The organism is Mucilaginibacter sp. GW821-FHT07H05, assembly GCF_059418485.1.
Window position 1 is genome coordinate 213,082 of record NZ_JBWKPY010000001.1, and the last position, 15,415, is coordinate 228,496.

The window sequence follows — 15,415 nt, forward strand, 5'->3', positions numbered from 1 at the left end:
ATATCATCAGTTTTTTTTAAAACTATCGGGAGATTTAACCCCAGGAAGATTATCAGATAAAGATAATATACCAGGTATAAGATAAACCCATTCCAAATGCCATTACGATAACACTCGATAATGTTAAACCAGGCAAGTTGATGAATGGTATAAAACTGTATCCCCTGCAATACCAAAAAGCACCAGGCAATAACCCTGATGATTTTAAACTTCCTTTCGGGATGATCAACTACCTGTTCCATCGCCATCCATCGGAAGTTTACCCTTATTCAAATAAATACTTAAATAGTATATAGCCAACCCTAAAGCGAAAACACCCAGGCATACAAAGGCCGCCTTCGGACTGGCCCAAAAGATATTCAGTGTTACAAACCAATAGGATAGGATAAAAATGATGGGTACCAACGGAAACCATTTAATAGTATAGATACCTGTACCATCCAGCTGTTTCGTCCGCTTACGCAGGATAAAAATGGAAAGCGCCGCCAGCGAAAGGCCTATCGTATCAAAAAACATCACATAGTTCAGCATATTGCGGAAACTATCGGCAAAAAACAGCACCACCAAAATGCACAGCACAAAAAAGGTAACGCCAAATTCCTGCACCTGTGTTTTAGGGTTCACCTTGCGGAAGATGTAGGGCAGGATACCGTCCTCACTCATGGCATAATATACCCGTGGGTTGCTCATCACGTTCACATTAATATAAGCCAGCACCGATACAAACATCAGGACGGAAGCTATTTTGGAGCCAATACTGCCAAATATCACCCCGGCCATGGTAGCTGCCAGGGTAGTGGTTTGCTGTAAACCACCCAGCCCCAATATCTTATAGTAAGCAAAATTAACAGACAGGTAAAGCAGGATTACTATGCCAATACCCATACCAATGGCTTTTGGGATATTCTTTTTGGGTTCGATGATATCCCCGCCGAAATTGATAGTTTGCTGATAACCGCCATAGGTAAAAAATATCGCCACCAGGCTTAAGCCAAACGCGGTGATGAGGTTACCCGTATGCGGCAGGCCTTGCGCTACAACGTGGGTGTCATCGTGCATAAAAACGGCCCCGCATAGTACCACAATGGCCAGTACTTTAAACAGTGTCAGCAGGTTTTGGGTACGGGCGCTTACTTTAATGCCTAAGAAGGCTAAAGCGTATAATATCAGTACAGATGATATGGCCATGATTTTTGTCCCTGCTGGGGTTTGCCAATCGGCGGGGAGCAGCACGGGGTTAATATAGTTAGCCCCAATAATAGCCACTACCGCTACCGATGCCGCATTGCTGATCACCAAAACCCAATTGATCATAAAGGCAAAAGCTGGATGGTAACAATAGGAAAATACCTTGTAAAAGCCACCGGTATGCGGATATCGCGCGCCAATCTCGGCAAACGTAAGCGCCCCGCAAAGGGTAACCAGTCCGCCAAATATCCAGGCGCCAAAAAAGATCCATGTGCTGCCCGCCCTTACGGCTACCTCGCTTGGGTTGGCAAATATGCCCATGCCAATTACAAGGCTTATAACGATCATAGTCAGGTCGAACCGGCTAAGGCGGGGAATAATGCTCATGTTTCCTTCAGATTAAGTTTTATTATTTGTATAATAATTTTGAATTTCTGCTGTTATTGGTAACTTATAATTATTAAATTCGTTTAACTGGTCATTACACCCTATTGTTTAATGAAATATTTGTCAAGGCAATTTAAGCAAATATTGTTGATTACATGCCTCCTGATTTGCAGCAGAGCGGCTTTTGCGCAAACAAAAGCTGTGAAGAACAGCCGTGAATTTAAAAGTTTTACAAAGATAGCCAACCGCGCCAATGTGTCATTTGTATTGCCTGATACGTTTAAGGAACTGGATATAAAGAGTGACAACATAGACTTTGATTACGGCCTGACCATACCGGGACAGGAGTTTGAAATATGGCTGAAAGTAGTCCCGCAATCTGAAAATGCCCCCGACTCGCTGTATATTGAAATGGGCCGCGCAAAAGCCAGGCAATTAGCAGGCGAAAACAGATTTTTAGTAAAGCCGATGCCCGAAGAAGTTTTGGCCGATTATAATGCTGATGTAGGCCGCACCTATTTCATGAACCTGCCCGATTCGCCCGAAACCAAGGGCTATAAATATGCCTTGCTCATCACGCTGCAAAAAAACCATAAAGGTGTTATTATGGCTGTTTGTTTAACAAACGACAGGGGCCCGGATTTTTTCAGGAACATTAACAAAGCGCGTAATTGTATTAAGTTTAGAGCGGGGACATAATTGCTCTTCATTATCACTGTCGCCCGCATTCATTCCTTTCATCTGTAAGTATTTTTTACAGCAATCGTTCGCTTGTTTAAAATAAATTCCGGGGCATACCCAACGCATTTAACTTTTAGTACGATGATGCAATAAACAGTCATCAAACCAAATAGATTCATCATTATGAAAAAATTAACCTATTTTCTGCTTGCCTTTATAGCGGCCTGCTTTATTATCCAGGGTTGTAAAAAATTAGAAGGTGTAATAGCGGCGGGTGGCCAGTTGTCGGCTACCAAAACAGAAGTGAAAATGAACGAGCCCGATACCGTTTTAGCCGTTAAGGCCAAAGCTACCGACAACATTAGCTGGTTAGTAACCCCATCGGGTTTTAATACCATATCAACAAAAGATAATGCCGCGGCATTTGTGTTTAGCAAAGCGGGTACCTACACGGTTAAAGCCACCATAAACGGCGCCAGCACCGACGGACTAAAAATTAAAGTTACCGATGGGGTTTATGTACCGCCGGCAAACACAACGCTGCCACTCACCGGCGATCAGATTATTATTGAACCGCAAATTTATAAAAGTGCCCATTCGGATACTGCCTATATTTATTTTCAGACACATACCGCCAATACCTATTGCCCCAACGGTAAGTTGATGTATACCAGTGGTGTTGATGCCAATAACAATTACATGTTAAACTTTACCGGTGTTTTGCAGTACGCCGGGTGTAGTGGTACACCCGCGTTTATGCGTGCCAATATTAATTTAAAGCAAAATACAATTGGCCTGGTAAATGGCACCTATCCGCTAAATATTACACTTAATGGTACTACCTATACAGGTAGCATAGTGGTGGCAACAGCCAATATTACCTTTAACTGGGAATACACAAGCGGGGTTACTATTGCTCCTAAAGTGCGGAACAGGTAAAAAAATATTACTATTTTTAGCAGACCGGCCGGTTAACCGCGGCCGGTCTGTTTTGCTTAATAGCAATAATCTAAAAATAGTTTAATTTTTACCCAACGTTTTGCCATTAGTACCCGAAGTGCTTTTGGGCATACCTGCACCATGAAATATCTTGGATGAATATTACCAAAAAGCAAGTAGAAAAGCTGGTAAAAGGATGTATTGATAATGACAGATCGGCGCAGGAAACGCTGTACCGGCTATTTTATGCCGATATGTTGCGTGTATGCTATAACTACCTGCCCGATAAGGAACTGGCCAAGGAGGCATTTAACAGTGGTTTTTTAAAGGTGTTTAAAACCATTGGTAATTTTGACAGGGAGAGGGGCGAACTGGGGGGCTGGATAAGAAAAATCATGATCTACACGGCGATAGACCTGTATCGCAAAGAATTAAAATTTAATAACACGGCCACTGCCCCGCCCAACTATGGCATCGAGCAATTTATATCGCCGCTGGTACTGGATAAGCTATATTTTGAAGACATACTACAGCAGATTCGTATACTGCCACCGGCTACGCAAACGGTATTTAGTCTATCGGTATTGGACGGGTTTACACATAAAGAAATAAGCGAACAATTAAACATAAGCGAAGGTACATCGCGCTGGCATTTGGCCGAAGCCAAACGGCAGTTAAGGCAATTGCTTGAGCCAATGGCACAAGGCAATGCCGATCATAAGGAAAGGAGGAGTAAAGCGTAATGAAAGACAGGTTAAAATACTCCGCCCTTTGGCAAAATAAGCGTAACGAATGGCTTATAGAGGATGACCAAACTGCCGACTGGCAACATATGCAAGGCCTTTTAGACGAGCAGTTGCCAAACCCTGCACCAACAGCCGGCAGCGGTGGTAATAGTGCAGATACGGGTAGCAATTTCATGAAATTATGGATAGCATTGGCTATTACTGTTCCGGCAGCTATCATGTTGTACTTCCTGTTGCATAATAGTAACCCCATGTTGAAAAAGCAGCAAGCCAATGCAAGCGACAGTTTATCGGCATTGGTGAAAAAAACAGATAGCATAGCAGCAACTGAATTAGATATAAAGGATAAAATAACTGCTTACAATGATAGCATCAAACAGGTACAGCAACAGATTACTGCAGCGGGCGGCACTTTAACAGATATGCTTAGCGCTGATGACAAGAACGCTAAAATTAAGGATAGTATTGCTGTTATAAAGCAGCGGCTAACAGCCGCTAACCACAGGCTATCCCAACTGTTAAGCGCCAGGAATGCGATAGTAGCGCAGTATAAACAAACAAGTGGTAAAAGGGGAGCGGGTTTGCCGCCATCGCCCCAATTACCCATAGCAACAGGGGTTGCCCCCGTTTCTAATAAAGGAAATATACCAAATGGTATTAAAAATAACGCCACGATTACGACAGGCGCAAATAAACATAAGGCGGACAAGAAACCCGGGGATGATGTTAACACAAGTACGAATAACAAAAAGACGGGCGATACAGGGAATAGTTTACCGGGCAACAGCACCAGTGCAAACCATGCAGGCGATAACGGTAATGATTTGCTTACCGGTAATACACCGGGTTCATGGCGCGGTAATGCGATGGATGAATTAACAGCTATAAATGGGTATCATCCCGATAAAGATGTGTTTGGTGCCATTGTTACGCAGGGTAATTATCCGTTTAAAAATAGCCTGCGCCCGGGTGATATGCCATATAAGGGCAGGGTTTTCGCAACGGACGGCAACAGCAAGATCAAGGTGCACAAGCCCCAAAAGCCAAAAAAGGACAAGAAGATAAAAGAGCCCGGCGACAGCGGCGATAGCACATCCAAATTTGATTGGGGACTATTGGCCGGGGTAAATACCAGCGGCAGTTTCACCGGTAAAAGCCAGAATGCCAATATTTACGGCAGTTTGCCCATTGATATGTATACCGGTGTATTTGGTACCTATCATTTCGGCAAAAGGTTTGGGCTACACGTTCAGTCGTTGCTGTTGAACCCGTTAAATATGAGCGGTGGATATAGTCATGCTAACGGGAGTAAGTTTGAAAAGAGCCAACCTATACAGGTGACAGATAGTCGTAAAGTTTATTTTGCAACGGTTCCACTGCAATTAATGTACCGGGTTTCTGGCAACTTCAGCGTTAAGGCAGGGCCAGTGTTTAACCTGCCTGTTAAGCAAACTAATGCTGTAACATCAATCACACCAATCGTAATAAATAAAGATACTGTTTATTACAGAGGCGTAATTACGCAGCTCAATGCTACAAAGTATGATAAGAAAATAAACTTCGGACTATCGGGAGGCTTGCAAATACAAACCGGCCGTATGGTATTTGATGCTACCTATCAAAAAAGCTTGGGCGGCTACAAAATCATATCCGATTTTGGAACTTATACTAATAACCCGGGTGTGTTGCAGTTTACGGTTGGCTTTAGGTTAAACAGGGGAAGGCGATAAGGTTTTAGCCGGGACCGTTTTTTATTGCTAATATTCCGTTGCATGAATAAGAGGTTGGGGAAGTTTTGATGTTAATATGTGGAATACTTAAAGCCCCGATTGTGACTTCAATTGCTATTTTTGCGTAAACGCATATTTATTGGATAGGCGTTAAACTTTCCAAATTTACATGGCAGAACAAGTTGAATATTCGGATGATAGTATACGGTCGTTAGACTGGAAGGAACACATACGCCTGAGGCCGGGCATGTACATTGGTAAACTGGGCGATGGCTCGGCTTACGACGATGGCATTTACGTGCTGCTGAAGGAGATTGTAGATAACTGTATTGATGAGTTTGTGATGGGCGCGGGCCGCTCTATCGAGATCAACATGAGCGACCATAAGGTTGCCGTGCGCGATTACGGTCGTGGCATCCCTTTGGGTAAGGTGATCGATTGCGTCTCCAAGATCAATACCGGCGGTAAGTATGATAGCAAGGCCTTCCAAAAATCGGTAGGCTTAAACGGCGTAGGTACCAAGGCGGTAAATGCTTTGTCTAACACCTTCATCGTTCAATCCTATCGCGACGGCCGCACTAAGCAGGCCGAATTTGCCAAAGGCGAGCTGATCCGTGATGAAGCCGAAAAGGAAACCACCCAACGTAACGGTACAGCTATTAATTTTTATCCGGATGATACCATCTTCCGCAATTACCGTTTTATCCCAGAGTTTGTAGAGACCATGATATGGAACTACGTGTTCCTGAACTCGGGCCTGACCATTAATTTTAACGGACAAAAGTTTTTTTCGGAGCGTGGCCTTTATGACCTGCTGACTAAAAATACCATTGCCGATAACCTGCGTTACCCTATCATCCACCTGAAAGGCCCGGATATTGAAATAGCCATGACCCACGGGCAGCAATACGGCGAGGAGTATTACTCGTTCGTAAACGGGCAGAACACTACCCAGGGCGGTACACACCAGGCCGCTTTCCGCGAGGCGGTAGTAAAAACCGTGCGCGAGTTTTATGATAAAGATTACGATGCCTCGGATATCCGCGCGTCTATCGTAGCCGCTATTGCCATTAAGGTGCAGGAGCCGGTGTTCGAGTCGCAGACTAAAACCAAGCTGGGTTCGCAAAGTGTTGGTCCGGACGGGCCTACGGTGCGCACCTTTATCGGCGACTTTGTTAAAAAGGAGCTGGATAATTACCTGCACAAAAATCCGGCTGTAGCCGATGCGCTGAAGGCAAGGATACTACAATCAGAACGGGAACGTAAAGATATTGCAGGCATAAAAAAACTGGCTAACGAGCGGGCTAAAAAAGCATCGCTGCATAACCGTAAGCTGCGCGATTGCAAGCTGCATTTTGAAGATACGCACGAGCGCCGCCAGGATACCACCCTGTTTATTACGGAAGGTGACTCGGCCAGCGGATCCATCACCAAATCGCGCGATGTGATGACACAAGCCGTGTTCAGTCTGAAGGGTAAGCCGCTCAACTGCTTTGGGCTGACCAAAAAAGTGGTTTACGAAAACGAGGAATTTAACCTGCTACAGCACGCGCTGAATATTGAGGACGGTATAGAAAACCTGCGCTACAACAACGTGGTTATTGCCACCGATGCCGACGTGGACGGTATGCACATCCGTTTGTTGCTGATGACCTTCTTCCTGCAATTCTTCCCCGATCTGGTGAAGGCCGGGCATGTGTTTATCCTGCAAACGCCGCTGTTCCGCGTGCGTAATAAAAAGGAAACCGTTTATTGCTACAGCGATGAAGAGCGTGTGAACGCCATTAACCGCCTGGGCGTAAAACCCGAAATCACCCGCTTTAAAGGTTTGGGTGAGATCTCGCCAGAGGAATTTGGCCTGTTCATTGGCAAGGATATCCGCCTTGACCCGGTGATCCTGAAAGATGCTAACATCAAAGGCCTACTGGAATACTTTATGGGTAAAAATACCCCGGTGCGCCAGCAGCACATTATCCAAAACCTGCGCATTGAAAAGGATGATGAAACAGTAAACCCGACGATTGTAGCTGATGACGAGATTTTACCGGTAGCGGTGTAAGGACTAATACGTCATTGCGAGGTACAAAGCAATCATCGATATACAGAGCGGATCTGCTTGCCGATGATTGCTGCTCTAAATAGACCCCGAATAGATAAATATGAGAAGCATGATTGTTTTATTGGCCTATTGCGTATTTGTGAGTTGTAATACTGTAACCGATAAAAAACAAGAAGCCAAAGACTCCATAAAAAGGGTAAGGAAGGTACAAGGAACCATAATTGAGGCACCTGCTTATAGTGAAAAAATACAAGGAGTTTGGATTGACACAGCAGGAAATGCAAATTTTGATATCAGAAAGAATTCGATATACTATTCCAGAAATAAAAAAAGTTACAAGTATTCATTAGTGAAAGATTCGCTGAAAATATACTATGATGATTTTACATATGCGGCCAAAATTTACTTCATAAAAGATTCATTGGTAATGGACTCACAAGATTTTGGAGTGGCGAAATATACAAAGCCTAAAAGCTGAGTGTAGTATTTTGCTGATATTCTGTTTTTATGGTATATTTATATAATTAAGATTTTTGATTATGAACAGGGATAAAGTGCTTGAAACGATTAATGATTTGCCGCAAAATTTTGAACTTGAAGTATTGTTAGAAAAACTAATATTTATTGACAAGGTAGAACAAGGGTTGAAAGATATTGAAAACGGCGATACCATAACCCACGAAGAAGTTTTACGGCAAGTTAAAGAATGGCAAAAATAATATGGGCAAGGAGCGCTCGTAATGATCTTAAATCAATATACGATTACATCGCACTGGATTCAGAATATTATGCGGGACGATTTATTGACAAACTTACTAAACGGGTTGCTATACTGACTGACAATATAGAAGCCGGTAAGGTAGTCCCGGAATTTGGGAATGTAAAACTTAGAGAGCTCATTGAAGGAAGCTATCGCCTGATTTATCATATCCAATCAGACAATAAAATTAGCATTGTCAGGATACATCATTCGGCTCGATTATTAAATTCGATCAAGTTATAATCAACCCTTGTTTGCAATTCCCAATCTTTCTCCCTATATTGTTTCCCCCGCTTTTTAGGACGGGCTGAAATAATGACAAATCACGAAATAAAAATAGCCTTTGAGGAGTATAGTACTTTAGCAGAGTTGAGCAAGGCAGATCAGGATATATGCCGCGAGGCGGTTAAGGCGATGGAGAATTCGCACTCGCCGTATTCAAAATTCAGGGTGGGGGCTGCCCTGCAACTGGAGAGCGGCAAGGTGATCCACGGCAGCAACCAGGAGAATGTAGCCTATCCATCCGGTCTGTGTGCCGAGCGGGTTGCCCTGTTTAACTGGGGCGCTAATCATCCTGATGATCCTATTAAAACCATTGCCGTTACCGCGCATACAAATAACTTCGATATTATTAAGCCGGTTACCCCCTGTGGTTCCTGCCTGCAGGTGTTGGCCGAATACGAAAAAAAGCAGGATCAGCAATTGCGAATTATCCTATATTGCATCGACGGCCCGGTATGGATCACTAACGGGGTTGCCAGTTTTTTACCTTTTATGTTTTTTGAAGACCGGTTAATTGCCCAATAAAATGAAATATCAATTTCTGCTTTTTATTACGCTGGTATTTAGCGCAAGCACATTTGCGCAGGATAAACCCAAAGATGCCTATCCTTTTGAAAGTGAGATCAGGGCGTTTCAACGTCAGGATAGCCTGAGGATGCCAAAGCCTGGCGGGATCCTGTTTATCGGTAGTTCATCTATCCGCAAGTGGGTCGATCTGCCTGCTCATTTCCCCAATAAACAAATTATTATGCGCGGGGTAGGCGGTTCAAAAATAGCCGATTGGGTTAAATATTATATGCCATCGATAGTGTGTCCTTATAACCCATCTAAAATATTTATTTATGTGGGCGATAACGATATAGCCGCGGGCAGTGGCGCGCAGGCCGTTTACGATAATTTTGTAACTATGCTGGGCATGATCAGGGAGCATTTACCCAAAGCTAAAGTATACTTCCTGTCGATGAAGTTAAGTCCAAGCCGCGCCAAATACTATAACGAGGTTGCCCTGGGCGATATGATGATAACGGCTTACATTAAAACGCAAAAAAACGTTTACTATATTGATGTGAACACTACGCTGCTTACCCCAAAATCGCTGCCGGATTCGACCTATTTTCAAAAAGATATGCTGCATTTAAACCCCATTGGGTACGACCATTGGGAAAAGGTGATTGCCGAATATTTGAAATAGTAATTAACCTGGTGTATATCAATGGGAGACTAAAACCGGTAGCTTTACGTTTTTTTATGATTAGGATATTATCTGCAAAAAGTATTACCTTAATTCCATAAGTTTAGCCGAAATTATACCCTTTATATGCATAGAAGAAATTTCCTGAAAAGTACTTCGTTGGCCGGCCTGGCTATTACCGCTGTTGCCAGCGGATCATGCAACCTCATTACCCCCGATAAATCAAAAGACGAAACCGATCAGGCATTGGACGATCAGTTTGAACTGAACGAGATCACGATAGATACCTTGCAGGAAAAAATGACAGCGGGGGCTTACACCTCGCGGTCCATAACCGAATTGTATTTAAAACGGATTGAGGCGATTGACAAAAAAGGGCCAAAGCTAAATTCGGTTATCGAATTAAACCCCGACGCACTGGCCATGGCCGATGCGATGGATAACGAGCGCAAGGCAGGCAAAGTACGCGGCCCTATGCATGGTATCCCGGTATTGGTAAAAGATAATGTAGATATAGCCGGTAAAATGATGACCACCGCTGGCGCATTGGCTTTAGCAGGCCATCATGCAGCGCAGGATGCTTTTATCATCAAACAGCTAAAGGCATCGGGTGCGGTGATATTAGGGAAAACCAACCTGAGCGAGTGGGCCAACTTCCGGTCAAACCGGTCTACCAGCGCGTGGAGCAGCAGGGGAGGCCAAACATTGATGCCTTATATTTTAGACAGAAACCCCAGCGGGTCAAGCTCGGGTTCGGGATCGGCGGTGGCGGCTAATTTATGCGCTGTAGCCATCGGCACCGAAACGGATGGATCGGTAGTATCGCCGGCATCGGTTAACGGCCTGGTGGGCATTAAACCTACCGTAGGCTTGCTAAGCCGTACAGGGATCATCCCCATATCAAAAACACAGGACACTGCCGGGCCAATGGCGCGCACTGTTAAAGATGCCGTGATATTATTAGGCGCCCTTACCGGGGTGGATGCTGCCGATGCCGCTACTTTAAGCAGTAAGGATAAAGCACAGGTTGATTATACGCAATTTTTAGACAGCGCGGGTTTGGCAGGTAAACGTATCGGTATCGAAAAATCTTTTCTGAAAGGGAACGAGGCCGTAGTTAGCCTGTTCCGCGAAGCGATAGCGGTATTGAAAAGCAAGGGCGCCAAGGTAAAAGAGATCGATCTGCTGAGCCAGTTAAAGGATGCCGGGGCGGCGGAGTACCAGGTGCTGCTATATGAATTTAAGGATGGGGTGAACAAGTACCTGTCTACCGCCAATGCCAAAGTAAAATCGCTGGCCGATGTAATTGCTTTTAACCGGCAAAACGCGCATACGACTATGCCCTTTTTTAAACAGGAAACGCTGGAACTGGCGCAAAGTAAAGGCGACCTGAACAGTAAAGAATACCTGGACGCGCTGAAAAAATCAACAGAAACATCGCGGAACGCTATAGATACTATCCTGAAAAAGAATAAACTGAATGCCATAGTTGGCCCAACTAATGGACTGGCTTGCTGTATAGATTTGGTGAATGGCGATTATGATACCGGCTTCTCATTCTCATCGCCTGCTGCCATGGCGGGATATCCGCATATTACGGTGCCTATGGGCGATGTGCTGGGGCTGCCGATGGGTTTGTCCTTTTTCGGTACTGCCTACAGCGAGCCCGAACTGATTAAACTGGCTTGCGGCTATGAACATGCTTCGCGCAGAAGGATCATGCCGAAGTTTAGGAAAAATTTAATTTAAGCGATTAACAGATATGGAATTTGGCCGTGTTAGCCCCGAAGAATTACCCCTGGTAGATTTTACCCTGCCACCTGATCCAGCATTAACCACAGCTACCCTGCAAGCAGCCAAAGGCAGCGGGCCGGTACAAGTGCACGTAGGCTGCGCCAAATGGGGGCGTAAAGAATGGGTAGGCAAAATATACCCGCCTAAAACCAGGGACGCCAATTTTTTGGATGAATATGTAAAGCACTTTGATAGCATTGAACTGAACGCCACTTTTTACCAGATATACGGCGCGGCCACCATTGCCAAATGGAAAGAAAAAGCCGACACGAATCCCAACTTTAAATTTTGTCCTAAGTTTTCGCAAAGTATCAGCCATATCCGCCGGCTAAAAAATGCCGACGAGATCACTACTCAGTTTTACGAGGGTATTATGGCCTTCGGCGATAAATTGGGCCCGCTGTTTTTGCAGTTAGGCGATAACTATACGCCAAAAAGCTTCGCGGATATGAAAACATACCTGGAACACCTACCCAAGGATGTGCCGGTATTTTTAGAAGTAAGGCATAAGGAGTGGTTTGCCGTGCCCGAAATTAAGGAGCAGTTATTTGGCACACTAAAGGAGTTGGGCATAGGCGCGGTTATCACCGATGCTTCAGGCCGGCGCGATTGCGTACACATGGAGCTGCCAACGCCACACGCCTTTATCCGTTTTGTGGGTAATAGTTTGGATAAAACCGATTACCGCCGGGTTGATGAATGGGTAGCCCGTATTAAAGACTGGGCAGGGCAGGGTTTGCAATCCGTTTGGTTTTTTATGCACCAGCACGATGAACGCTACTCGCCCGAGCTGGCCGATTACGTAAGCGCCGAATTGAATAAAGCACTGGGCCTGAATTTGCACCGGCCTGCTTTTATTGAAAAAGAGAAGGGGCTGTTTGATTAGTTTTTAAAACAGCTTGTCATTGCGAGGTACGAAGCAATCGCACACCCAAAGAGCGGTCTTGTATAATTCGCGATTGCTTCGTACCTCGCAATGACAAGCTTTTACATTTAAAGCCGCCCCGTATGCACGGGAGCGGCTCTTGAAAATCACTATTTTATTTAATCCTTAGCTTTTGGGGCTCAGCGCTGCCGCGATCCTTTCAGAAAGATCCTGCAGATGGTATTTGCTCATGCTATCGGCAGTGCCCGGTAAAGCAGTTGCAATTTGGCTGTTGATCAGGCGTAGTTGAGCTTTCGCAACCGATACCGCATCAGTTTGTTCCAGTTCGCGGCCGCCGCCGCCACGCCTGCCGCCGCCGGTTGGTATAGCTGTTGCTGCTGCAGCCGGATCAGGGGCCGGGGCTACAATGTCTATCAGTTTATCCACGTACAGTTTTTGCAGGTTACGGCGATAAATATCAATTGCCTGGTTGGTTTTTAACTCACGGAAAACGATGTTCTGCATATCTGCAAAAAAGTCGGTGATCTTGTAAGTCGCCGGGTCTTTTGATTCGGCTACCAACATTTTATTTAACTGGCGTTCGGCTACCAGTCGATTTAAAATAGCATCCTGGCTGCGGTAAACCACCGTTACGCCGTTACTGCCAATTTGGTTAAGGATGTTATTATCAACCAGCCACATGGGGGTAGTAAACAACTGTTTATCCAAAAATGCCATGGCTTCCTTTTGGGTAGCTGCCGGTGTCAGTTCGTAAACAAAACCGGTTTCTTCTACAGATTTTGGGTTTTCGTAAATACCTGCTATGTTTTTTGCCACATGGCCCATGTAACGGTTAAACTGAGCAGTTAACTGGCCGTACATGTTAGATAGGTTCTCAAAATCCTCATTGGGCTCTTTGGTCCACTCGGGCAGTTTCACCAAAATGCGTTTCAGGTTTTTAATCCCGTAATCGCTGGCTAACATGGCGTTATCGCTCAAATCCTCGTTTTGCGAATGCGGGTCGTCCTGGTTAGTTTCGGTACCGAACCAGTTGCGGCGGTTTTTCAACGCCTCAATGGTCATTTTATTTAACACGGGCACTTCTGCTTCAGCGCTTTTTACGTCGGGTAATACACGGTAACCCCAGTTAATGGCCCATTTGTCATAATCGCCAATACGTGGATACAGGCCGGCTTTGCCGATGTTATCTTCGGGCTGTGCCACGTAGTTAAAACGGGCATAATCCATAATAGATGGGGTATGGCCATTGGCTTCAACAAAAGCTTTGTTACGCAGCATTTCGGTAGGTACGCTCGAGCTTGAACCATAATTATGGCGCAGGCCAAGGGTATGCCCAACTTCGTGCGATGATACAAAGCGGATCAGGTCGCCCATCAGTTCATCGCTGAACTGCATTTTGCGGGCGCGTGGGTCAATCGCGGCGGTTTGTATCATATACCAATCGTGCACCAGCTTCATTACGTTGTGGTACCAGTTAATATGCGTTTCCAGGATCTCGCCGCTGCGCGGATCTGATATGTGCGGACCGCTGGCATTTTCTGTTTCGGATGGTTTGTAAACAATAACCGAGTGGCTGGCATCGTCCAAACTCCAGGTCGAATCCTGTTTAGCGGTTGGGGCAATTTTAGCAACTATAGCATTTTTAAAGCCTGCTGCTTCAAACGCTTTCTGCCAGTCGTTTACACCGGCTATCAGGTATGGCTGCCATTTTTTAGGTGTAGCCGGGTCAATGTAGTAAATGATCTGTTTTTTAGGTTCAACCAGTTCGCCGCGTTTGTATTTGGCCATATCTTCGGGCTTTACTTCAAGCCTCCAGCGGGCAATCATGCTGATGTTTTTAACACCCTGCGGGTTAGCATCAAAATCGGTATAACCATGGGCAAAGTAACCCACGCGGGCATCAAAGTAGCGGGCTTCCATTGGTTTTTTAGGTAATACCACCAGCGATGTATTCAGTTCGACAGTAACCGAACCGGTGCTGCCGCCACCGGGAGTAGGGGTAGGTGCACCGCCACGCGCGCCAAACGGAGAAGCTGCTGCAGCCAGCGTATAAGTTTTTACCGTACTGATTTCTACATTGGTTTTAAAGCTGCGTACGTTCTCAATATAGCTCCTGTCGGCCAGTTGATTGCCCAAACGGAAACGCGATTTGGAAGCAGCCGAACTGAAATAAAAGATCTCGTTATCGCTGTTGATATAATCAGTCATGTCAATAACGCTGCCCTTTGAATCGGGCGAGTAGGCCGCAATGTTAAAGGCCGCAGCAATAGCCTGTATGTTGGAACGTTGTACCGCGTTGTACATAGATTTTGTACTATCGGGACTGTAAGTGCTGTATGATATTTTACGCATGAAAATGCGGTTATTAGGCCCTTTTTCAAAGGTGATAACCGAGTTGCCAATAATATCGCCGGCATAACCATCGGCTACACGTACATCGGCCCCTGATTTTGCCACGCGGTTAACCACTAAAATTTCGCGATTTAAAACGCTGTCGCCAATTTCAAAAAAGTATTTATCATCAACCTTGTGGGTTTTAAATAATCCATCGCGACTTACCGCTTTATCTGTAATTACCGTTTTATAGGGCCTTGGTACAGCCCTTGCAGTAGCAGCGCCCGGGAAACCTCCCGGCAAAGCAGCCCGGCGAGCCCCGCCGGTGGTGTCCTGCTGCCGGCCTTGTGCAAAGGTGGCGGTAGCTAATGTTGTTAATAAAATAGGAAGTAAGAGTTTTTTCATAAAAGTTTAAAAAAATGAGAAAGGTTAAAAGT

General features: G+C 45.1%; 14 protein-coding genes. 12 read left to right on the forward strand and 2 right to left on the reverse strand.

Going from position 1 to position 15,415, the window contains the following annotated elements; translation table 11 throughout:
- Nucleotides 1-225: 225 nt before the first annotated feature.
- Nucleotides 226-1,575, reverse strand: a complete 1,350-nt coding sequence (locus AC07M6_RS01030; RefSeq protein WP_494886825.1) for an APC family permease — start codon at nucleotides 1,573-1,575, stop codon at nucleotides 226-228.
- 201 nt (nucleotides 1,576-1,776) lie between these two features.
- On the opposite strand from AC07M6_RS01030, the gene AC07M6_RS01035 reads away from it, so the two are divergent.
- The 12 genes from AC07M6_RS01035 (at nucleotide 1,777) to AC07M6_RS01090 (ending at nucleotide 12,644) form a co-directional block, all read left to right on the forward strand.
- The gene (locus tag AC07M6_RS01035; RefSeq protein WP_494886827.1) at nucleotides 1,777-2,274 is read left to right on the forward strand and encodes a hypothetical protein; all 498 of its coding nucleotides are present in this window, start codon (nucleotides 1,777-1,779) and stop codon (nucleotides 2,272-2,274) included.
- Nucleotides 2,275-2,439: 165 nt separating this feature from the next.
- Nucleotides 2,440-3,195 carry a hypothetical protein gene (locus AC07M6_RS01040; protein WP_494886828.1) on the forward strand — a complete coding sequence of 252 codons (756 nt, stop codon included), beginning with the start codon at nucleotides 2,440-2,442 and terminating at the stop codon, nucleotides 3,193-3,195.
- A 155-nt stretch (nucleotides 3,196-3,350) separates the two neighbouring features.
- Nucleotides 3,351-3,938 carry an RNA polymerase sigma factor gene (locus AC07M6_RS01045; protein WP_494886829.1) on the forward strand — a complete coding sequence of 196 codons (588 nt, stop codon included), beginning with the start codon at nucleotides 3,351-3,353 and terminating at the stop codon, nucleotides 3,936-3,938.
- Nucleotides 3,938-5,671 carry a hypothetical protein gene (locus AC07M6_RS01050; RefSeq protein WP_494886830.1) on the forward strand — a complete coding sequence of 578 codons (1,734 nt, stop codon included), beginning with the start codon at nucleotides 3,938-3,940 and terminating at the stop codon, nucleotides 5,669-5,671. The genes AC07M6_RS01045 and AC07M6_RS01050 overlap by 1 nt, the downstream gene beginning before the upstream one ends.
- Before the next feature lie 169 nt (nucleotides 5,672-5,840).
- Nucleotides 5,841-7,730 (forward strand): DNA topoisomerase IV subunit B, encoded by a 1,890-nt coding sequence (locus AC07M6_RS01055; protein WP_494886832.1) that lies wholly within the window; start codon nucleotides 5,841-5,843, stop codon nucleotides 7,728-7,730.
- A 100-nt stretch (nucleotides 7,731-7,830) separates the two neighbouring features.
- On the forward strand, nucleotides 7,831-8,208 hold the full coding sequence (locus AC07M6_RS01060; protein ID WP_494886834.1) for a hypothetical protein: 378 nt from the start codon (nucleotides 7,831-7,833) through the stop codon (nucleotides 8,206-8,208).
- Between the two features lie 61 nt (nucleotides 8,209-8,269).
- Nucleotides 8,270-8,449, forward strand: a complete 180-nt coding sequence (locus tag AC07M6_RS01065) for a hypothetical protein (protein ID WP_494886835.1) — start codon at nucleotides 8,270-8,272, stop codon at nucleotides 8,447-8,449.
- Complete coding sequence (locus AC07M6_RS01070) at nucleotides 8,437-8,733, forward strand: type II toxin-antitoxin system RelE/ParE family toxin (protein WP_494886837.1); 297 nt, start codon at nucleotides 8,437-8,439, stop codon at nucleotides 8,731-8,733. The genes AC07M6_RS01065 and AC07M6_RS01070 overlap by 13 nt, the downstream gene beginning before the upstream one ends.
- A gap of 72 nt (nucleotides 8,734-8,805) precedes the next feature.
- A complete protein-coding gene (locus tag AC07M6_RS01075) occupies nucleotides 8,806-9,297 on the forward strand; it encodes a cytidine deaminase (protein WP_494886839.1) in 492 nt (163 codons plus the stop codon).
- Between the two features lies 1 nt (nucleotide 9,298).
- The gene (locus AC07M6_RS01080; RefSeq protein WP_494886840.1) at nucleotides 9,299-9,964 is read left to right on the forward strand and encodes a GDSL-type esterase/lipase family protein; all 666 of its coding nucleotides are present in this window, start codon (nucleotides 9,299-9,301) and stop codon (nucleotides 9,962-9,964) included.
- 126 nt (nucleotides 9,965-10,090) lie between these two features.
- Nucleotides 10,091-11,713, forward strand: coding sequence for an amidase (locus tag AC07M6_RS01085; protein ID WP_494886842.1), 1,623 nt, complete (start codon nucleotides 10,091-10,093; stop codon nucleotides 11,711-11,713).
- Between the two features lie 13 nt (nucleotides 11,714-11,726).
- The gene (locus AC07M6_RS01090; protein WP_494886843.1) at nucleotides 11,727-12,644 is read left to right on the forward strand and encodes a DUF72 domain-containing protein; all 918 of its coding nucleotides are present in this window, start codon (nucleotides 11,727-11,729) and stop codon (nucleotides 12,642-12,644) included.
- A gap of 165 nt (nucleotides 12,645-12,809) precedes the next feature.
- Here AC07M6_RS01090 and AC07M6_RS01095 read toward each other — a convergent pair whose 3' ends face one another.
- On the reverse strand, nucleotides 12,810-15,383 hold the full coding sequence (locus tag AC07M6_RS01095; RefSeq protein ID WP_494886845.1) for a zinc-dependent metalloprotease: 2,574 nt from the start codon (nucleotides 15,381-15,383) through the stop codon (nucleotides 12,810-12,812).
- Nucleotides 15,384-15,415: the final 32 nt, after the last annotated feature.